14 protein-coding genes and 2 tRNA genes are annotated in these 19,567 nt (G+C 62.1%); 10 read left to right on the top strand and 6 right to left on the bottom strand.

Annotated features, from left to right (window positions below; translation table 11 throughout):
* From J0I79_RS06570 to J0I79_RS06560, 3 genes are all read left to right on the top strand, one after another.
* On the top strand, window positions 1-3,190 hold a 3,190-nt coding region (locus J0I79_RS06570), incomplete at its 5' end, for an autotransporter domain-containing protein (protein ID WP_292855855.1).
* A 178-nt stretch (window positions 3,191-3,368) separates the two neighbouring features.
* Window positions 3,369-4,085, top strand: a complete 717-nt coding sequence (locus J0I79_RS06565; protein WP_292855853.1) for an MgtC/SapB family protein — start codon at window positions 3,369-3,371, stop codon at window positions 4,083-4,085.
* A 164-nt stretch (window positions 4,086-4,249) separates the two neighbouring features.
* Window positions 4,250-4,325, top strand: a tRNA-Cys gene (locus J0I79_RS06560).
* A gap of 149 nt (window positions 4,326-4,474) precedes the next feature.
* Here the strand turns inward: J0I79_RS06560 and J0I79_RS06555 are convergent.
* The 5 genes from J0I79_RS06555 to phaC form a co-directional block, all read right to left on the bottom strand.
* Window positions 4,475-5,530, bottom strand: a complete 1,056-nt coding sequence (locus J0I79_RS06555; protein ID WP_292855851.1) for a hypothetical protein — start codon at window positions 5,528-5,530, stop codon at window positions 4,475-4,477.
* A gap of 316 nt (window positions 5,531-5,846) precedes the next feature.
* Window positions 5,847-7,952, bottom strand: a complete 2,106-nt coding sequence (locus J0I79_RS06550; protein ID WP_292855850.1) for a caspase family protein — start codon at window positions 7,950-7,952, stop codon at window positions 5,847-5,849.
* 373 nt (window positions 7,953-8,325) lie between these two features.
* Window positions 8,326-8,400: transfer RNA gene (locus J0I79_RS06545), tRNA-Glu, on the bottom strand.
* Between the two features lie 156 nt (window positions 8,401-8,556).
* Window positions 8,557-9,822, bottom strand: a complete 1,266-nt coding sequence (locus J0I79_RS06540; RefSeq protein WP_292855848.1) for a YcbK family protein — start codon at window positions 9,820-9,822, stop codon at window positions 8,557-8,559.
* 216 nt (window positions 9,823-10,038) lie between these two features.
* Window positions 10,039-11,874 carry a class I poly(R)-hydroxyalkanoic acid synthase gene (phaC, locus tag J0I79_RS06535; protein ID WP_292855846.1) on the bottom strand — a complete coding sequence of 612 codons (1,836 nt, stop codon included), beginning with the start codon at window positions 11,872-11,874 and terminating at the stop codon, window positions 10,039-10,041.
* 98 nt (window positions 11,875-11,972) lie between these two features.
* On the opposite strand from phaC, the gene J0I79_RS06530 reads away from it, so the two are divergent.
* The 7 genes from J0I79_RS06530 to recJ all read left to right on the top strand — a co-directional run bounded on the left by J0I79_RS06530 (window position 11,973) and on the right by recJ (window position 18,919).
* Window positions 11,973-12,365, top strand: a complete 393-nt coding sequence (locus J0I79_RS06530; protein WP_292855835.1) for a hypothetical protein — start codon at window positions 11,973-11,975, stop codon at window positions 12,363-12,365.
* 62 nt (window positions 12,366-12,427) lie between these two features.
* Window positions 12,428-13,645 carry an LL-diaminopimelate aminotransferase gene (locus tag J0I79_RS06525; RefSeq protein WP_292855834.1) on the top strand — a complete coding sequence of 406 codons (1,218 nt, stop codon included), beginning with the start codon at window positions 12,428-12,430 and terminating at the stop codon, window positions 13,643-13,645.
* A 35-nt stretch (window positions 13,646-13,680) separates the two neighbouring features.
* On the top strand, window positions 13,681-14,994 hold the full coding sequence (locus J0I79_RS06520) for a homoserine dehydrogenase (protein ID WP_292855833.1): 1,314 nt from the start codon (window positions 13,681-13,683) through the stop codon (window positions 14,992-14,994).
* 117 nt (window positions 14,995-15,111) lie between these two features.
* Complete coding sequence (locus tag J0I79_RS06515; protein ID WP_292855831.1) at window positions 15,112-15,468, top strand: hypothetical protein; 357 nt, start codon at window positions 15,112-15,114, stop codon at window positions 15,466-15,468.
* Between the two features lie 68 nt (window positions 15,469-15,536).
* Window positions 15,537-15,704 (top strand): Thivi_2564 family membrane protein, encoded by a 168-nt coding sequence (locus J0I79_RS06510; RefSeq protein WP_292855829.1) that lies wholly within the window; start codon window positions 15,537-15,539, stop codon window positions 15,702-15,704.
* Between the two features lie 203 nt (window positions 15,705-15,907).
* Window positions 15,908-16,891: a class II fructose-bisphosphatase gene (glpX, locus tag J0I79_RS06505; RefSeq protein ID WP_292855827.1), complete on the top strand. Its 984-nt coding sequence runs from the start codon at window positions 15,908-15,910 to the stop codon at window positions 16,889-16,891.
* A gap of 246 nt (window positions 16,892-17,137) precedes the next feature.
* Window positions 17,138-18,919 carry a single-stranded-DNA-specific exonuclease RecJ gene (recJ, locus tag J0I79_RS06500; protein ID WP_292855825.1) on the top strand — a complete coding sequence of 594 codons (1,782 nt, stop codon included), beginning with the start codon at window positions 17,138-17,140 and terminating at the stop codon, window positions 18,917-18,919.
* 13 nt (window positions 18,920-18,932) lie between these two features.
* Here the strand turns inward: recJ and J0I79_RS06495 are convergent, their stop codons facing one another.
* The gene (locus J0I79_RS06495; protein WP_292855823.1) at window positions 18,933-19,490 is read right to left on the bottom strand and encodes a dihydrofolate reductase family protein; all 558 of its coding nucleotides are present in this window, start codon (window positions 19,488-19,490) and stop codon (window positions 18,933-18,935) included.
* Between the last annotated feature and the right edge of the window lie 77 nt (window positions 19,491-19,567).

Here is a 19,567-nt window from a genome sequence, read left to right as displayed (position 1 = left end):
GATCGGCTTTATCGCGGTTGGTGGTGCCGGTGGCGACGCGGCCAATCCCGACGGCACCCATGGCGATGGCGGCGCGGTCAACATCACCAACAACGTCAATGGCTCGATCCTCGTAGAAGGCGCCGGCGCGCACGGCATCTTCGCACAATCGGTCGGCGCAGGCGGCGGCTCAGGCGGTGGCGGTATCGGCGCCAGCATCGTGCCGACGTCAGTCGGCGTCGGCGGTGACGGTGGCAGTTCAGGCGATGGCGGCGTGGTTACGGTCAACAATTACGGCCACATCACGACCATATCCGACGCCTCGGTGGCGATCTTCGCTGAATCCGTCGGCGGCGGCGGCGGTACCGGTGCGATGAGCATAGCGGCAGCGCTCAGTCCGGGCGCCGCGACCTTCGGCGTTGGTGGCAATGGTGGCGCCAACGGCAAGGGCGGCGACGTCAACGTCACCAATTTCGGCAGCGGCGTCATCTACGCCAAGGGCTTTGGCTCGACGGGCATCATGGCGCAGTCGGTCGGCGGCGGCGGTGGCTCCGGCGGCGCGAGCTATTCGGTGGCGGGTGGCGCTCCCGGCTTCTCGTTCGCGCTCGGCGGCAAGGGCGCCGCCGGCGGCGATGGCGGCGTGGTCACCGTCATCAACAATGGTGTGATGCAACTTGACGGCGACAATTCGGTCGCGATCTTCGCGCAATCGGTTGGCGGCGGTGGCGGCAAAGGCGGCACCGCGATCGCGGCGACGATCGGACCGCCCGTCTTCATCGGCGGCGACAGCGGCGCCAACGGCAAGGGCGGTGACGTCACCGTCACCAACACCGGCCAGATCGTGCTGAAGGGCAACGGCTCGGTCGGCATCTTCGCACAGTCGGTGGGCGGCGGCGGCGGCGTGATGACCGCCGGCACCAATGGCATCATCGAAGCGAAGAATGGCGGTATCGGCAACGGCGGCACCGTGACGATCAACAGCAATGTCGCCATGCTGATCACCGGCGACAATTCGGTCGGCGTCTTTGGCCAGAGCATTGGCGGCGGCGGCGGTGTCGGCGGCTTCTCCGGCAACTATCTCGGCCTCTCCCAGGCCCCGGCTGCAAGCAGTATGATGATGGCCATGGACGCAGTCCCGACGCCTCAAGGGTTCATGGGCAGTGCCGGCGGCTCTGGTACCGGCGGCGACGTGACGTTCGAGCAGAAAGCCAGCCTCTACGTCACCGGCAAGAACTCTTCCGCGCTGATGGAGCAGAGCTCGGGCGGCAGCGGCGACATAGCGGACAATGGCGACATCAACGTCACTATCGACAAGGATGTCGTGATCTTGGGCGGCTCGGGCGCCGGAGCCGGTATCACCTATCTGGACGGCAGGAACAATGTGCTGACCAACAATGGCTTCGTCGGCGCGGTCACCGGGGACGATGGTTGCAACCCGGTGGTAGACCCTGGCTGCATGAGCAAGATCGACGGCTATGCCATGCGAGGTGGCATCGGCAACGATACGTACAACAACTTCAAGGACACGATGGGCTCCGTCGCGCTCGGTGACGGTCAGAACGCTTTCAACAACGAGAAGGGCGCCATCTACCGGATGGGCGACACGGTCGATCTAGGCCGGACCGGAGAGTTCACCAATGACGGCTATGTCGCGCCGGGCGATCTCAATCGTGTGATGACGACCTATGTGACCGGCAATTGGACGCAGTCGGTGACCGGCACGTATCTGCTAGACCTTGACCTCGACCCGGAGGCCGACCAGATCAACATCACCGGCACGGCCGACCTCAAAGGCGTGGTCAATCTCAACATCATGGAGCCGGGCGCGGCAAAGCCGGGTACACAGGAGTATCTGATACTGCACGCCGATCAGGGCGTGACCAACCACGGGCTGGTGCTTGACTCGATCCCCAGCGCGGTCGCGCAGTATCAACTGCTCTATCCGAACCCGGATGATGTCGTGCTCAATGTCGACATCAACTTCGCCCGCGCCGGGCTGACCGAAAACCAGACCTCGGTCGGCAATGCGGTCAATGCCATCCAGACCGACCTGACCTCGCCGGCCTTCACCAAAATCGCCGAAGCGCTGTTCTATATTCCGACGCTGGGTCAATTGGGGGCTGTCTACGATTCCATCTCGGGCGAGGGCGTCAGCGGCTTCGAGCAGCCGCAGTTCGACGCCTATGACACGTTCTTGGCTTCGATGAACCGGCAGGCCAATTTCTGGCGCACTGGCCTCGGCATAGATCCGGCCGACCGGTCCGTGACGCCGCAGGCCTACGACGAGCCGGCGCCGAAGAAGAATCCGTTCAAGGCCATGCAGCCGGATGAGCGGCGCTGGAGCTATTGGGCGACAGCCGGCGCCAATGCCGGTGAACTGAGTGGCGATGCGATCGTCGGCAGCGCCGACAATGTCTACAAGGGCGGCAGCTTCGCTGTTGGCCTGGACTCTGCCGGCGATCCCGATGTGCTGATGGGTTTCGCGCTCGGCGGCGCGGCGGCTTCCTTTGCCGTCGCTGATCGCCAGACCTCCGGCAACATCATCGGCGCCCAGGCCGGCGGTTATGTCGCCCGCAAATGGGATCAGTTCTACATCAATGGCGGGCTGGCCTTCGGCCTCTACAACAACAATATCCATCGCGCCACGTCCGTGCCCGGCTCCAATGCGCCGCTCAATCCGGTGCCCGGTGTTTCGACGGAGAACTGGCGCAGCAACTTCCTCAGCGCCGGCTTCGGCACCAACATCGAGGCCGGCTGGCGCCAACAGGTGGGGCAGGGTGCAATCACGCCTTTCGCCGCGCTGCAGTTCTCGTTCCTGTCGATGGACGGCTTCGATGAGAGTTCGCTTGGCGGCGGCTCTCTCGGGCTCAGCTTCGACCAGCGGATGATAACCTCGCTGCCGGTCTCGCTCGGCCTCCAGCTCGACACGACGATCGGTGTCGGCGACGGCCAGTCGTTGCAGGCCTGGGGCCGTGCCGCCTGGGTGCACGAGTTCGAACCGGACCGCTCGGTGCGACCGAGCTTCCAGGCCGCGCCTGGCTATTCCTTCGTGATCCAGGGCGCCGCGGCGGCCGAGAACGCGCTCGCGGTCAATGCCGGCCTGAAGATGGACTGGAGCAGCAACACTTCGATGTTTGCCGCCTTCGACGGCAAGTTCGGCGACGGCGTGCAGACCTATGGCGGCAATGTCGGCCTGAAGGTGAACTGGTAGGAATCGGCCTTCTCAAAATTTCGGTGGCTCGGACACGATGTGCCCGGGCCGAGCATCTCAGCCGCCCGGCGCGGGTGGCCTAGCCAATTCTTTCGGCCGGCGCGATCAGGCTGGACAATCGTCTCACAGGATTTGCCGAATTGGTCTATGGAGGGGAAAACCGACCTGGACCGCGCCCATGAGATTTGTCGAGACCTTCGATCTCTATCCGTTCCTTGACACGACCGTGAGCCTTGTCGCGGCGTTCATTCTTGGCACTCTGATCGGCGCCGAACGCCAGTATCGCCAGCGTACGGCAGGCCTGCGGACCAACGTGCTGGTCGCCGTCGGCGCGGCCGCCTTTGTCGATCTGGCGCAGCGCATTGCCGGCTCCACCGAGGCCGTGCGCGTCATTTCCTACGTGGTTTCCGGCATAGGCTTCCTGGGCGCCGGTGTGATCATGAAGGAAGGCATGAACGTGCGCGGCCTCAACACGGCCGCGACGCTCTGGTGCTCGGCCGCGGTTGGTGCGTGTGCTGGAACCGACATGATCGCCGAAGCGGCCTTGCTTACGGTCTTCGTGCTCGCCGGCAACACGCTGCTCAGGCCGCTCGTCAACATGATCAACCGCATTCCCATCGACGACCGCGCAACGGAGGCGACCTACGAGGTCAGCATCATTTCCAGCCGCGAGGCGATGCCGCAACTGCGTGATCTGCTCGTGGAGCGGCTGGAACTGGCCAATTACCCGGTCAGCGACGTGGTCGTTGCCGATCGCGGCGACGACACGGTGGAGATCGTGGCGACGCTGGTCTCCACCGCGGTCGATCCGCACGAGATCGAGGCCGTGACCGACTATCTGGAAAAGCAAAAGCACGTGTCCAACGCCAGCTGGGACGGCAGCACCAAGGATTGAGCCGTTCCGGGCGCGTGAAGCCGACAAGATTTGCCACTCGCCTGCGTGCCATTCCAGCCATGTGCGGCTGTTGTGTGGGCATGTTCAATTCTGTCGCGGGTCGGTGAGATTTTTAGCCAAGGCATCAAGGGTCTGTAAACTTCTCCCCTTTACCACCGTGACATGGCCTCGTGGCGGAGCGGCTACGCTAGAGACGGCAAATCTCGGAAGCCTCGGTTCGATTCCGAGGCGAGGCCTCCAATATCCCAATCTGTTGAATTGACCCGGATTCGGCGTGCCCGCAGGATGGCGATCCGCGCTCAGCCTGTCATCCCGGCATCGGTTTTGGAATGCCCACGGCGTTCACCCGGCCTATAGCGGCAGGGTGATTTCATCAGACGCTGAACGCGCTAGCGGAACAGATATTTCGACACTTCCGGATTGCCCCGTCGCCACATCACGTTGTCGAGGAAATAGTGGTGCACGTTGATGAATATCAGGACGATGAAGAAGAACAGCGATGAACCCAGGGCTTGTTCGTCATAGGGGATCAGGGCCGTCAGCACCGTCGGGATCAGCCAGAAGCCCACACCGCCGAGAAGCAGGCCGGCGCTGACGAATTCGAGGACCCGCACCCTGTAGCCCCGACCGAGAACGGACAGGAGTCTCGACCGCGGTGCTCTCTCGGCCCGGGGTGCGTCGCGTTCGACATTGCTCTGGTAGCGCCAGACCACCGCCAGGTACTGCAGGGAATGAAGCGCCGGCACCACGAGCAGCCAGAGCGGATTTATCCTCACGATCAGGATCCAGAGATACAGGGACGCCGCATATGCGACGATGCCATTATACGGCAGGCTGCGCCCATTCCTGCTCCAGCGGTTGATCAGCATCACCGCCGTGGCGGCGGTGGAAGCCGCCGCTATCGACAGCGCGATCGCATTGAGCCATGCGGGAGTGGCGAACGTATAATATTGCAGTCCGTAATAGCTGCCTTCGCTGACGGCCGTATTCGTCTGCAACCATGCGAACAGCCACACAGCATAGCTGTTGACCAGCAGGATCTTCTTGTCGAGGTCGCTGAAGAACCGGCGCTTCAGCACGGCATCGACCATCAGCATGCCATAGCCTTGCTTGACGTAATGCCAGCCGACGAAAAAGAACATCGCATTGGCGGCGTTTCCCAAAAGCCTGGCGTTGGCCGTTGTCGCGCCATAGGCAAAGAATGCGCCCATGAGCAGGGGAACGACGATGCCGGCCAGGATGTAGCGGATCTGGAGGCCCTTGTCGTAGCCGTCGCCGCGCACCTTGCACCCGAAATTGCGATAGAAGATCTGGTACGAGTGGGCGAAGTGCGGATAGTTCAGCACATAAGCCAGCAAAAGCATCGTTGCCGCCAGAAGGCCTTCGTATTTGAGCGGTACGAAGATCAGGATCGGCAAGATCAGAAAGGCGCTCCCACCAAGCATCAGAAAGTCCGCCAGCGGACCGAAAAGATATCGCGGTCGCGTCGTTGCTGCTGGAGTTCGTGCATCCGCCGAAAGGTGAATTGCCATATGAGCGCTCCCTCCGGCTCCAGTTTAACCATCGGTCCGCCTGCCCGACAAGGCCGCGATGTTTGGCTGGCACATCCGCCCGTGACAACTACCCCGCGAAGCCGTGCGGATGATCAAGGCATTGTCTCACCGCTTGAAAAGGGCAAGTTATCCGCCCTATTGGTCATTCACCATTCGGGTATGGATTCGACGCAATTTCAGCAGGAACCCCGGTGCCTCAACGAGGTCTTCAGTGAGAATCGACAGACCCGTCCCTGTTAAAGATTAGCTCGTTGTTGGGCATGCCGCCCGGGGAATAAAACACGATCTTGTTCCCCTCAATCCCGTAACTAGAAGAGATGTCAGCCTCGAAAAATAGGGTAATCGGCTCGGCGCCGCGAAGAATTCCTCTTAATTCTGGAGCTCCGAATTTCGCCAATTTCTGTTTTTCGGCATTTTCATCACCATACCAGAAAGTGCCGTCCACGTTCGCAACCAGACGTTCGCCACTTAGAACCAAAAGGCAAGATTTCTGTTCATTTCCTATCTGGCAATCATATTCTACAATCATATCCCTGACGCCATTTCGATCGATGTCGTAAAGCGTAATGGTCTTGAAGTTGCAGCCAAGGGTCGAATACCAATTCGCGGTATGGTTGCCGTGCACGAAGCTGAGGCTCCCTCCATATCTATCGTTGCTGAGCCCGATGGTTTCCGGCTTGCCGTCTGCATCAAGGTCAAAATCGAACCTTGCCTGCCCACATGATTGAACAACCCCGTCAATGAGATTGCCCGCATTCCAATCGATCTTGGGTCGGTCGATACTGTCAACCGATGCCCGCCAATCGTATAGCGACAACATGCAGTCGAAGTCGGCTGTCGACACGGTGACGGCACCATTGGGAGCTGGCTTCATAATGTCGCAAGCGTCTCCGGGTTGAACGCTGTGTCTCGCTGAGAGGGTAGGCTCTCCTCCTTGCCATTGTGACTTCCGCCACTGAATTTCAGGCGTCTTTCTGAGCAAGTAGGCGGGCAACTCCAACTGGAGGCTTGCCGACGACACGACGTGCGCGGTGAGGGCAACGTCCGCTCCCCATCCCAACTCAAGGCGCGGAAGCTGCTTACCGCCGGTCGCGGAACTTACTCCGTTACGGGTATCGATGAGTGCCGATAGGATCGTTGGCTTTTCCCGGATATTGGCCGCGAAGATTTCCGCGAAAGGGCTGTTTTTTCCGTTCAGCGTATCAATTGCCGGCTGTCCGCTCGATGCGGAAAAAGCAATCGTGTATTCGCCGCCTCCTGAAGGGTCGGTATCGACCTGGGCGGGCGACAATGGCCTCACGCTGCGGACACTGACATCGTCTAGGACAGGTTTGGCGTCCCCGGCGCTGGCGACTGCCTGTTTTACATCGACAATCGTGCGGCAGGCATCAAAGACGACGAGAACTTTCCGATAACCGAGCTTGGAGATCGCGGCGATTATCTGCGAGATTGGCTGATAATCGTTCGAGCTGGCGGGCGAACTGAGAGAAAACGAAGGAAAGAGCAACGCTGCATTGCCATTCACGGTGGCGGCGTGACCCGCATAATAGAAGATAAACACGTCCTTGCGAGGGCTGGTTTTGTAGCTGCCGATAGCGCTAGCAAGCGATGTCTGTGTCACATCCATTATCGTCGTTGACGCGATACCGCGCGATTTCAGCGCGGCGCCAACAAGAGCAGCATCAGCGGCTGGCGTCTTGAGCTTCGCCACGTCCAAATAGTCGTCATTCGCGACGAACAGGGCATCAATGCTGTTGCCCGTAATGATGTCGTTGGGGAACGACAGCTCCAGTCCGCTGAGTGTGATCGCGCCGGAAGGGGAGGTTCCGGCAACAGGTTGGGAGACAGCGGTATTTCCGGCCTGGTGTGTGTTGGCTATGTCGAGTTCGGCTGACATGCCAGAATAGAGTTCGATCTGCCGTCCGTAAGAATCCGATAGGCACGCGATGTCGTTGCCGCAAAGATTACGAGTGCGAAGCCAGTTTCTTTGCAACTGTTGCAGCTCAGCCTTCCGCAGGGTGACGCTGTTCAAAGTTGAGAACATTCCGGTGAGATTGATTTCCTTGCGTCGTAACGACTCGTCGCCGCAGATGGCGAGTTCGGCAGGCGATTTGGCTTTGTCACACCATTCGGGGACTAAGTTGTCGTTGGTCGCCGATAGTGACCGAAGGTCTTCGACTTCACCTTCCAGGACCTGTCTTATACATTTTCCGTCGACCGAACACGCTATTCGTTCCTTTGCGCGCGCACGACCTATTCCCTCTACCGCGGATCGTCCGAGTTTCTTGGCTGTTTCTGCATAGGTCTTGCTCATAAGTGCCTCCAAGGCACCCAATTGCGGGTCAGCGCAAATTACCTTCTCATCCGGCCTTCTTGCCTTCCTGCAATCAAAGCTCGGCGAGCTGGCTGTCCAAGCTGGCGCAGCGGCGAGAAATGCAATGGCAAAAAGAAGAATTGCTGACAGTCGCATGCAACGCCTAAACTCAAACCGCCAACATTTCTTTCGCGGAAGTCTGGCAGGATAGTGACGTACGAATGTTTACGAGACAAGCAGGTTCTCCGACGTCCTGCGTGCCGTGGTGTCTGCAAACTCAAGGGTGGATTTCTTGATTTCCTGGGCGGCGCAAGATCGCAGCCTCGCCAACTGCCCAGCGAATTCGCCGCCGTGATCCAGCCATGAAAAGATCTGGTACGCCCAAGGGGAATCGAACCCCTGTTACCGCCGTGAAAGGGCGGTGTCCTAACCGCTAGACGATGGGCGCGCTCAGACGAAGCGGCTTATAATTGCGTTGTTGGCAGCCGGCAACCCTAATGCCGCCAGAAGCGACAACTTTTTTCAAGGATGGCAAAGACGCTTTGCGGCCGCGCGGAATCCTGCACTGCATCCCAACGCTCAGAGATGTCGAAATGGAGGAAAATCAGCCTTCGCCACCGCCGCCGCTGCGCCGGCGGCAGCGCCAGTTCCAGTCGCGTTCGGGGCCGACGTCGACGTGGACCGAATCGGTGTGGCAATAGGTGCCGACGCCGCCACGGCCAGGCATGGTCCTGATGTAGTTCGCCAGTTCCCACTTGGAGACGCCGGGCACCTGGATGTCGGCGGCCGCGCAGTACATGTGCAGCGAATTCTTGGCGCCATTGGCGCGGCGGTTGCGCGCCGGATCGCGATAGCCCGAGGTGACGACCATCTTGCGGCCGTAGTGGCCCTCGATCGTCTTCAGCACGCGCACCAGGGAGGGCTTCAGGCAGGCGACATCGACACTCTCGTTCTGCTTGAGCAGCCCGTTGGGCGCCAGTCGTGCCATGCCGGCGGCGGACGCGACCTGATAGCCGCCGCCTTCGTCCTCGTTGAGATCGACGTCGCTCTCATCGTCCAGGCCGGATTTGCGCTTGATCTCGAACAGCGCCGTCTGACGAACGCCGGGCAGCGCATCACTGCCGGTGATATGGCCGGTGTCGCCGCCTATCGAAGCCAGTTGCACAGGCTTTTGCGCGGAATCGGCCGAGGCCAATGTGATGATCGGTTTTGCCGGCGCCGGCGCTGGCGCGGGTTTGGCTTGCGCGGCTGGCTGTTCGCCAGCGCGCGTGTTGACCAGAGGGGCAGGCGTCGCCGAAGCGGGCGTGGCACCGAACATAGAGGCCAGAAAACCTCTTTTCTTCGGCGCTTCGGGTTGTGGCATTTCGCCCGCGGTCACATAGACCGGATTGTTCATCGCCGGTGCCGCGGCCGGTTTGGGCGCGGTCACCGCGGCATCGGCGGCGGCGATCTTCTGGGCGACCGCGTCGGTCTGCTGCGCCGTCTGCACCGGCTGCTGCAAGGACTGCGGCGTATGCCCCGCGATCGTTTCAGCGCCTGCCGGCGTGGTGAGCGGAAAAGCTGCCTCGGGCTTGGCCGTCGGCACGTAGGCGATTGTTTCAGGCAGGGCGGTATCGCCTTCGCCCATCACGGTCGCCTGCTCGGTGGCGTGCGCGGCCGCTGCCTGCGACGACGAATCGACGGCGGCGATCGGCTTGCCGGTGGCGGCCGCATTCATGTCCGAGGAAGAAGCATTATAGCCGGGCATTCCGACCGACATCGTCGGGTCGCCGGCCGAGGTGCAGGAAGCCAGAAGCACGGAGCAGAGCGCTGCCACAATGGCGCGGCGTTCTCCCTTTGCGAGGCTCCATCCTGCTGATTTCAAAGTCAAATTCCCCCTCGATGCCCGGTCGGTATACCCTTGGTGCGGCATAGTAGATCGCCGTCCAAAGTGACCTTTGTCTCCGATCCGGAAACGAGACCTGTGTCAAATCCGCAAGCGTTGAAGTATTTTCACGGTGGTTGCCGAATTACGGCTGCTTGATGGTTGACGCCACCATTTCGCCCGCTTTTTCCGGGCCGTCAACTCACCAGACATTACAGTCCGTTACACACGCACCTTCACATAGGTGCCGGGAGCATCGCCCAAGGTTTTCATATGCTTGCCGGGTTTGCGGGCAGGCACACGGCTGTTGTCCTGGGCTTCGATCCAGCCTTGCCAGTGCGGCCACCACGACCCCGGATGGTCGGTTGCCTCGGCGATCCATTGGTTGAAGTCGCCGGTCGGCGCGCCACCTGTCCAGTACTGGTATTTGTTGGAGGCGGGCGGGTTGACGACGCCGGCGATATGGCCCGATCCGGCCATCACATATTCGACCTTGCCGCCGAAATATTTCGAGCCGAGGAAGACGGACAGCGCCGGCGCGATGTGATCCTCCCGGGACGCGAGATTGTAGATTGGAATGGTGACATCGCCCAGCGAGACGGTATGGCCCGCCAACTCCATCGTTCCGCGCGAGAGGTTGTTCTCGAGATAGCAGTTGCGCAGGTAGAAGGAGTGGTTGGCTGCGGCCATGCGCGTCGAATCGGCATTCCAGTAGAGCAGGTCGAAGGGCAGGGGGTCCTTGCCGCGCATGTAGTTGTTGACGACATAGGGCCAGATCAGATCGCCCGAGCGCAGCATGTTGAAGGCGGTCGCCATCTTGGTGCCGTCGAGATAACCTTTTTCGTTCATCGATTTTTCAACAGCCGCGACCTGTTCCTCGTCGACGAACACCTTCAGGTCGCCGGCATGGGTGAAGTCGACTTGCGTGGTGAAGAAGGTCGCGGACTTGATGCGGTCGTCGCCCTCCGCGGCCATCAGCGCCAGCGCCGCCGCCAGCAGCGTGCCGCCGACGCAGTAGCCGATCGCGTTGACGTCGTGCTCTCCGGTCGCCTTCTCGATCGTGTCGAGGCCATATTGCAGGCCTTCCCGGATATAGGCTTCCCAGTTCTTGGCGCCGTGGCGCTCGTCCGGGTTGATCCAGGAGATGACGAACACGGTGTGACCTTGTTCGATCGCCCAGCGGATGAAGGATTTTTGCGGGTTGAGGTCGAGTATGTAGAACTTGTTGATCCAGGGTGGGCAGATCAGCAGCGGGCGTTTCAGCACCGTCTCTGTCGCCGGATCGTACTGAATGATCTCGGCGACGTCGCTGCGGCCGACCACCTTGCCGGGCGTGGTGGCGATGTTCCTGCCAATCTCGAAGGGCGAATAGTCGGCCTGGCGCAGTTTCAGGTCGCCCTTGCCGGCGGCGATGTCCTCGGCCAGCATCTTCATGCCACGCACCAGGTTTTCGCCGTTGGAGGCGACGGTTTCGCGAAACAGTTCCGGGTTGGTCAGGATGAAATTCGACGGCGAAATGGCGTTGGACACCTGCTTGACGTAGAAGCTCGCCTTGTGGCGGGTGTGATCATCGAGCCCCTCGGCGTGCTCCACAAGATCGGCCGCCCAGCGCGAGGTGACGAGATAGGCCTGTTTGAGGAAGTCGAAAAAGGCGTTGCGGCCCCATTCCGGGTCCTGAAAGCGCTTGTCGCCCCGCTCCGGCTTGACGGCGTCGTCCTGTCCCTCGGCGTTCGGGCTGACACGCTGGATGGCATTGGCCCATACGGTCATATAGCCGGCGAACAGCCGTGTCTGCGCTTCCAGCGCACGTTGCGGGTCGGCCAGCCAGTATTCGCTGAGCTTGGAGAAGGTCTTGACCATGTCGACGACGGGCTCGGCGACATGGTCGCGCACCTCACCCTTTTCGCGTGGCTCGGCCCAGGCTGACGCCGCTTTGCCGGCTTGTTCGACCATCCGCGCCATATTCAGCGCGAAGCGCTCCGGGTCCTTGACCAGATATTGCTCGACGGTTGAAGGTCCGCCATCTTCCGCTTTGCCCGAATCGGGTGTTTTGGACATGGTTCGCGGGGTTCCTCCGGAAGCGTTTTCTTGACATATTAACATGGGACATCCGACAGGGTCCAATCTCGCTCTACCCCGGCTGCCAAGGAAACAATATGACGATTAATATTGGCGGGACTGTTTTTTTCAACGCCGCATGCCTTTGCCGCATCGGTGCGGCGGTCATCCTGCTGGGTGTCGCCGGCTGCTCGAGCACGAATAGCGGCGGTCCGGTGCCGATGGCATCGGATGCGGGTCCGAAGGATACCGGAACCTTTCCGAACCTGAATATTCCGCCCAAGGTTGCTGCGCAGCAGTTCACGCCGGCCGAGCGCGACGCCAAGCTGGCCGAACTGAAGGCCGACAAGGGCGGACAGGCGCCCAGGGGCGGCGCTCCAAAGGTCACCAACCAGGGAGCTCTGACCGATCTTGCCAAGCAGCATGGCCCTCAGACGCTGAAGCAGATCGAAGGCAAATGCGACCCGACCCTCGACCCTACCTGCAAATGAGTATATAGCGCGCGCCCAATGCCCTAAGATATTCGGGGCCCCTTTTGCTGTCTGGAACTGCCATGGAAGAATTTCACAAGGTCCGCCGGCTTCCGCCCTACGTTTTCGAGCAGGTCAACCGGCTCAAGGCCAGCGCCCGTTCGCGCGGCGCCGACATCATCGACCTTGGCATGGGCAATCCGGACCTTCCGACGCCAAAGGCCATCGTCGATAAATTGTGCGAGGTCGTGCGCGATCCGCGCACGCATCGTTATTCGTCCTCTCGCGGTATTCCCGGCCTGCGCCGCGCCCAGGCCGCCTACTATCAGCGCCGCTTTGGCGTGAAGCTCAATCCTGATACCCAGGTCGTGGCCACGCTCGGTTCGAAGGAAGGCTTCGCCAATATGGCGCAGGCGATCACCGCGCCCGGCGACGTGATCCTGTGCCCGAACCCGACCTATCCGATCCATGCCTTCGGTTTCATCATGTCGGGCGGCGTCATCCGCTCGTTGCAGGTCGAGCCCGATGACGGTTTCATCCCGGCGGTCGAGCGCGGCATCCGCCATTCGATCCCGAAGCCGCTGGCGCTGATCCTCAACTATCCGTCGAATCCGACGGCGCTGGTCGCGTCGCTCGATTTCTACAAGGACGTGGTCGCCTTCGCGAAGAAGAACGACATCATCATCCTGTCCGACCTCGCCTATTCTGAAATCTATTTCGACGGCAATCCGCCGCCTTCGGTGCTGCAGGTTCCCGGCGCCATCGACGTCTGCGTCGAGTTCACTTCGATGTCGAAGACCTTTTCGATGCCGGGCTGGCGCATGGGCTTCGCGGTCGGCAATGAGCGGCTGATCTCGGCGCTGACGCGGGTGAAGTCATATCTCGATTACGGCGCCTTCACGCCGATCCAGGTGGCGGCCGCGCATGCGCTCAACGGCGACGGCGCCGATATCGCCGAGGTGCGCGACGTCTATCACAAGCGACGCGACGTGATGGTCGACGCCTTCGGGCGTGCAGGGTGGAACATTCCGGCGCCTGCCGCCTCGATGTTCGCCTGGGCACCGATCCCCGAACCGTTCCGGCATCTGGGCTCGCTCGAATTCTCCAAGCTGCTCATCGAGCACGCCGACGTGGCGGTGGCGCCGGGTGTGGGCTTTGGCGAACATGGCGACGATTTCGTGCGCGTGGCGCTCGTCGAAAACGAGCACCGGATCCGTCAGGCGGCGCGCAACATCAAGCGCTTCCTGTCGACCAGCGCCAAGCAGCCCAACAATGTGGTGCCGCTTTCAGCCCACCGCTAACTAAATTTCGATCTGATTGAGGGACGTCGCCTGCCATGGCTGAAGCACTGCGTGTTGGAATAGCCGGACTTGGCACGGTCGGCGCGTCGGTGGCGCGCGTGCTGCGCGACAAGGCGGCGGAGCTGACCCGGCAATGCGGCCGCGACGTTACGGTCACCGCTGTCTCAGCGCGCGACCGGAAGCGCGACCGGGGTATCGATCTCGGATCGGCGACCTGGTTCGACGATCCGGTCAAGATGGCGCAGGCCGCCGACATCGATGTGTTCGTCGAACTGATCGGCGGCGATGAGGGAGCCGCACGGTCGTCGGTGAAGGCGGCGCTCGAAGCCGGCCGCCATGTCGTCACCGCCAACAAGGCGCTGCTGGCCAAGCATGGCGTGGCGCTGGCCGAGATCGCCGAGAAGAAGGGTGTGCTGCTCAACTACGAGGCGGCGGTAGCAGGTGGCATTCCCGTCATCAAGACGATGCGCGAGGCGATGGCCGGCAATTCGGTCACGCGCGTGTTCGGCATTCTCAACGGCACCTGCAACTACATCCTGACCCGCATGGAGGCCGAAGGCGTCTCCTTCGACGTCGTGCTGAAGGATGCGCAGCGGCTCGGCTATGCCGAGGCCGACCCGACCTTCGACATCGAAGGCCACGACACCGCGCACAAGCTGTCGATCCTGACCAGCCTTGCCTTCGGCACCAAGATCGCCGCCAACGACATCTACATGGAGGGCATCTCCAACATCACCCAGGCCGACATTCGTGCCGCCGGCGATCTCGGCTACCGGATCAAGCTGCTCGGTGTTGCCCAACGCACCGAGAGCGGCATCGAACAGCGTGTGCACCCGACCATGGTGCCGACAGCTTCCGTCATCGCGCAGGTGCACGGTGTGACCAACGCCGTGGCGATCGAAACCGACATCCTCGGCGAACTACTGCTCTCCGGCCCCGGCGCCGGCGGCAATGCGACGGCCTCGGCGGTCATCGGCGACATTGCCGATATCGCCAAGAGCCGGCCAGGATTCCAGCACGGTCCGGTCTTCGGCCGGCCCGCCAAGGAGTTGAAGCCCTACAAGAAGGCGCAGATGCGCAGCCATGCCGGCGGCTATTTCATCCGGCTGACCGTGCATGACCGCATCGGCGTGTTCGCCGCGATTGCCAAGCGCATGGCCGACAACGACATTTCGCTGGAATCGATCGTCCAGCACGCGGTCGGCGGCGAGGCGGAGGCGCAGAAGACCGTGATTCTCGTCACCCACGAGACCACCGAGGCCGCCGTGCGCAAGGCTGTCGACGGCATCACCAAGGATGGTCACCTGACGGACAAGCCGCAGGTCATCCGTATCGAGCGGGCAGGGTAGTCCGCTGCCGTCACGATGCAGGAACCGCGTCGGCGCGGCGTGACCGGCATCGGAGATCGATCGGAACGAATTCGTGTCGGGGCCGTTCTCTTGGTCAACAACCAAGGGAGCCGCTTCATGGCCGATACCAGCAAGTCCGACACCCCCCAGATCGACGACATCCAGAAGACCCTGGAGAAGCAGATCGCGGATCTCCGAAAGGAGATTACCAAGATCAACAAGAGCCTGGCGGAACGGAGTGCGGAGCTTGTCGACGAAGCGTCGGATCAGGCTTCGCATTTCTACGACACCGCTGCCGCCCGCGCGTCGCGGACCGCTCAGCAATTGCGCAGTCAGGCACAGGTCGTGTCCGAGGTGGCCCGCGAAAATCCCGGCACCACCACCGCGGTCGTCGGCGTGATAGGTCTGCTCGGCTTTCTGGCCGGTCTGGCCATCGGCCAGTCCATGAACGATACGCAGCGCCGCTGGTATTGACCGCGTCGGCATAGAGCCGGCGCTGCCGGCTCATTCCCCGTTAAAGCAATCACTTCAAGGAGGACACCATGGCTTCATCCATGTTGATCGGCATCCTGATCACATTCCTTGTCATCATTCTCGTGCTCTATCTGGTCCAGCGCCTGCCGCTGGACGGGCGCATGAGGCAGATCGTCCAGGTCATTGTCATTATCATCGGCATTATTTCGCTGCTGAAATACCTTGCGGTCTTCTAGGCCGCCAAGGCGCAATCCCGATATGTTTCCAGCCGGCTCGGCCTGCCATGGCCGAGCCGGCATCATTTCAAGAATGCGGTTCAATCGATTGATATTGTTCGCGTTTCGATAAATGCCCCGGCAGGTCTTGCCGTTGTCATGCTCGTTTGACAAAACAAGCGCGCCTCCGGCGGGAGGTGGCATTGAAACGAGGAACTGCCGAAATGAATGTGGCCCAGAACATCGTCGCCGGCCTAGACCGGATACTTACCATGGAACTGGTGCGTGTCACCGAGCGGGCCGCTGTCGCCGCCGCCAGGCTGCGCGGCCGCGGCGACGAGAAGGCGGCCGATCAGGTCGCCGTCGATGCCATGCGCCAGGAACTCAACCGCCTTGCCATCAAGGGCACGGTGGTCATCGGCGAGGGCGAGCGGGATGAGGCGCCGATGCTCTATATCGGCGAGGAGGTCGGCACCGGCAAAGGTCCGGCGGTCGATATCGCGCTTGATCCACTCGAGGGCACGACGATCTGCGCCAAGAACCTGCCGAACGCGCTCGCCGTCATCGCGATCGCCGAGAAGGGCAGCCTGTTGTTCGCGCCCGACGTCTACATGGACAAGATCGCCATCGGTCCGGGCTATGCCGAGGGCGTCATCGATATCGATGCCTCACCGGCCGACAACATCGCCAGCCTGGCCAAGGCCAAGGGCGTCGCGGTGTCCGACATCACAGCTTGTATTCTCGACCGGCCGCGCCACGCCAGGCTGATCGATGCCGTGCGCGCCACGGGCGCCGCGATCCGGCTGATCGGCGATGGCGACGTCGCCGGCGTCATCCACACCACCGATCCCGACGAAACCGGCATCGATATCTATCTCGGCACCGGCGGCGCGCCGGAAGGCGTGCTGGCGGCGGCCGCGCTGCGCTGCACCGGCGGCCAGATGCAGGGCCGGTTGATCCTCGATACGCCGGAGAAGGTCGCGCGCGCCGCCAAGATGGGCATTGCCGATCCGAAGCGGGTCTACCGGGCCGAGGACATGGCGCGTGGCGATGTGCTGTTCGCGGCCACCGGCGTGACCGACGGCAACATGCTGGACGGCGTCAAGTTCGGCCGCACCTATGTCACCACACATACGATCGTGCTGCGCTCCTCCTCACGCACGGTGCGCGAGATCAAGGCCCGCCATCAGGATTTGGATAAGTTCTAGGGCCGCTTGCGCAGCCGGGTTGCAGTTGCTAGCGATCTGGCGACGCGGCATTCGGATGGTTTCCGCGCGCGTCTGAAAGGCGGAAAGCGTAGTCTCTCTTGAAGTCCCCACGACGGCGCGCCAGCGTGATCCGCTTGGCTTTGTCAGCCTTTGGGCTGTTGTTAGTGCAGGTCGTTATCCCAAAACCGCTGCACACTTTTGGGCGACATGCATTATCCTGCCGCCATGCATGAGTTGGCAAAGCGCATGACAGGCGAAAGGCGCCTTTTCCTCGACGTCAGGCAGTCGGCCACCGGTCTCTCCTGGGAGCACCGGCTGACCGAGCGGCAGGACATGATCGCGCTCGCCATCGCGCAGGGCCATGGCGTACCCGACATCGTCGCGCGCGTTCTTGCCGGGCGTGGCGTCACCGCCGACCAGACCGAGCGGTTTCTCGACCCGACGATCCGGGACCTGTTGCCGGATCCGGCCTCGCTGACCGACATGGACAAAGCTGCCATCCGCATCGCGGAGGCGGTGATGGCCAGGGAAAAGGTGGCGATCTTCGGCGACTATGATGTCGACGGCGCTGCCTCATCGGCCCTGCTGAAGCGCTTCCTCGCGCATTTCTCGGTCCCCTCCGAAATCTATATTCCCGATCGCATCTTCGAGGGCTATGGCCCCAATCCCGATGCCATGCGCGAACTCGTCTCGCGCGGCGCGAGCCTGATCGTCACCGTCGATTGCGGCACCAACAGCGCTGTTTCCGTCGAAGCCGCCAACGAGGCTGGCGCCGATGTCGTGGTGCTCGACCATCATCAGGTTGGCGGCGCGCTGCCAGCGGCCCTTGCCGTCGTCAATCCCAACCGCGACGACGACCTTTCCGGGCAGGGACATCTTTGCGCCGCCGGTGTCGTTTTCCTCGCTTTGGTGCAAACCGCGAAGGTTCTGCGCGGCCGGACCAGCGCCGCGATGCCGGATTTGCTTTCATTGCTCGATCTCGTGGCGCTTGCCACCGTATGCGACGTGGTGCCGCTCACCGGCGTCAACCGCGCTTTCGTCGTCAAGGGACTGCAAGTGGCGCGCCAGCAGAAGCACGAAGGCCTGGCCGCACTGGCGCGCGTGTCGCGCATCGGCGAGCCGATCAGCACCTTCCATCTCTCCTATCTGATCGGCCCGCGCATCAATGCCGGTGGGCGCATCGGCGATGCCGCGCTCGGAAGCCGGCTGCTTGCGACCGACGATCCGGTCGAAGCCCTCACCATCGCCGAGACGCTCGACCGCCTGAACCAGGAGCGGCAGCAGATGGAGCAGGAGATGCTGGCCCAGGCGCGCGCCGAGGCCGATGCCGAGCTCGCCGGCGGCAGCGGGCCGGCAATCGTCGTCACCGCCAGCAACGCCTGGCATCCCGGCATTGTGGGTTTGCTTGCTTCGCGGCTGAAGGACCATGCGCGCCGGCCGGCCTTCGCCATTGCTTTCAACGCTGTGGGCATCGGCACCGGTTCAGGCCGATCGGTGTCCGGTTTCGATCTCGGCCGGCTGGTGCGCGAGGCCGCCGACGCCGGGCTGATCGTCAAGGGCGGCGGCCACGGCATGGCGGCCGGCATCACCGTGGAGCGCGCGCGACTGGGCGAACTCAGGGCATTTTTCGAGGAGCGCGCGGCTGCGGACGTGTTCCGGCTGCAGGATGAGGAAAGCCTGGCGATCGATGGCGCGCTTGCCGCGGAGGGCGCGACGCTCGGGCTTCTCGACGCGCTGGAAAAGGCCGGCCCCTTCGGCGCCGGGCACGTAGCGCCCGTTTTCGTGCTGCCGCGCCATCGGCTGGCCGACGCGCGCCCCGTTGGCACCAATCATATCCGCGCTGACCTACAGTCGGAAAGCGGCGGCCGCATCCAAGCAATGGCCTTTCGTGCTGTCGACACCGTGCTCGGCGAGTTCCTGTTCAAAAACAGGGGCAAGACGATGCATGTCGCAGGCTCGTTGTCGGGCAACTATTGGAACGGCAACCGCACTGTGCAGTTCCGCATCGTCGATGCGGCACGGGCCTAGCGCGAGGGGGGACTCAATTGGCCGGCGCGTAGCACAGCAGCGTCACGCCCTGGCTCAGACTTTCCGTGCCAAGCGGTGTCAGCGCCAGCGACAGGCCGGACTGGAAATACGGCTTGCCGCCACCCAGCACCACAGGATGCATGTAGAGCCGGTATTCATCGATTAGATCCGCCCGTGCCAGAGAGGCCGCAAGATCGGCACCGCCCACGATCATCAGGCCTTCGGTTTCCTCCTTTAGGGAACGAACTTCGGCAATGGCGTTGTGGCTCACCAGCCTGGCATTTGGCCCGACATGGGCGAGCGTGGTCGAGAACACGATTTTCGGCGTCTGCCGCCATGCGCGAGCAAAATCGCGCTCGACCTCGCTGGCCCCAGTCTCGCGTTCGGGGCTGTCCCAGAAGACCATAGTCTCGTACATCCGGCGTCCGGCGAGGACCGCCGCGGACTGTCTCATCATGTCGTTGAAGTGCTGGTGCAGTTCCGTCTCGGGCACCGGCAGGCCGATGTCCTCGTCAGATCGGGCGATATAGCCGTCCAGCGATATCAGCATGGAATAGATGATCTTGGCCATTCGCGCCTCCGGTTCGCTGAATGCATACTGTATAACTGATTGTATTTTGCAATCAGTTATACGAACAGAGATTCGGG

The sequence above is a fragment of the Mesorhizobium sp. genome, assembly GCF_017306585.1.
GTDB lineage: Bacteria > Pseudomonadota > Alphaproteobacteria > Rhizobiales > Rhizobiaceae > Mesorhizobium.
The sequence above is the reverse complement of the archived record's forward strand: the minus strand, read 5'-3'. Positions and strand labels throughout refer to the sequence as shown.

What these genes read in the sequence shown, in the direction of transcription:
- J0I79_RS06515 (WP_292855831.1), top strand. Translation starts at nt 15,112, where the DNA reads ATGGCCGATACCAGCAAGTCCGACACCCCCCAGATCGACGACATCCAG.
- J0I79_RS06555 (WP_292855851.1), bottom strand. Translation starts at nt 5,530, where the DNA reads ATGCTTGGTGGGAGCGCCTTTCTGATCTTGCCGATCCTGATCTTCGTA.
- J0I79_RS06495 (WP_292855823.1), bottom strand. Translation starts at nt 19,490, where the DNA reads ATGGCCAAGATCATCTATTCCATGCTGATATCGCTGGACGGCTATATC.
- J0I79_RS06510 (WP_292855829.1), top strand. Translation starts at nt 15,537, where the DNA reads ATGGCTTCATCCATGTTGATCGGCATCCTGATCACATTCCTTGTCATC.
- glpX (WP_292855827.1), top strand. Translation starts at nt 15,908, where the DNA reads ATGAATGTGGCCCAGAACATCGTCGCCGGCCTAGACCGGATACTTACC.
- J0I79_RS06530 (WP_292855835.1), top strand. Translation starts at nt 11,973, where the DNA reads ATGACGATTAATATTGGCGGGACTGTTTTTTTCAACGCCGCATGCCTT.
- J0I79_RS06520 (WP_292855833.1), top strand. Translation starts at nt 13,681, where the DNA reads ATGGCTGAAGCACTGCGTGTTGGAATAGCCGGACTTGGCACGGTCGGC.
- J0I79_RS06565 (WP_292855853.1), top strand. Translation starts at nt 3,369, where the DNA reads ATGAGATTTGTCGAGACCTTCGATCTCTATCCGTTCCTTGACACGACC.
- phaC (WP_292855846.1), bottom strand. Translation starts at nt 11,874, where the DNA reads ATGTCCAAAACACCCGATTCGGGCAAAGCGGAAGATGGCGGACCTTCA.
- recJ (WP_292855825.1), top strand. Translation starts at nt 17,138, where the DNA reads ATGACAGGCGAAAGGCGCCTTTTCCTCGACGTCAGGCAGTCGGCCACC.
- J0I79_RS06525 (WP_292855834.1), top strand. Translation starts at nt 12,428, where the DNA reads ATGGAAGAATTTCACAAGGTCCGCCGGCTTCCGCCCTACGTTTTCGAG.
- J0I79_RS06550 (WP_292855850.1), bottom strand. Translation starts at nt 7,952, where the DNA reads ATGAGCAAGACCTATGCAGAAACAGCCAAGAAACTCGGACGATCCGCG.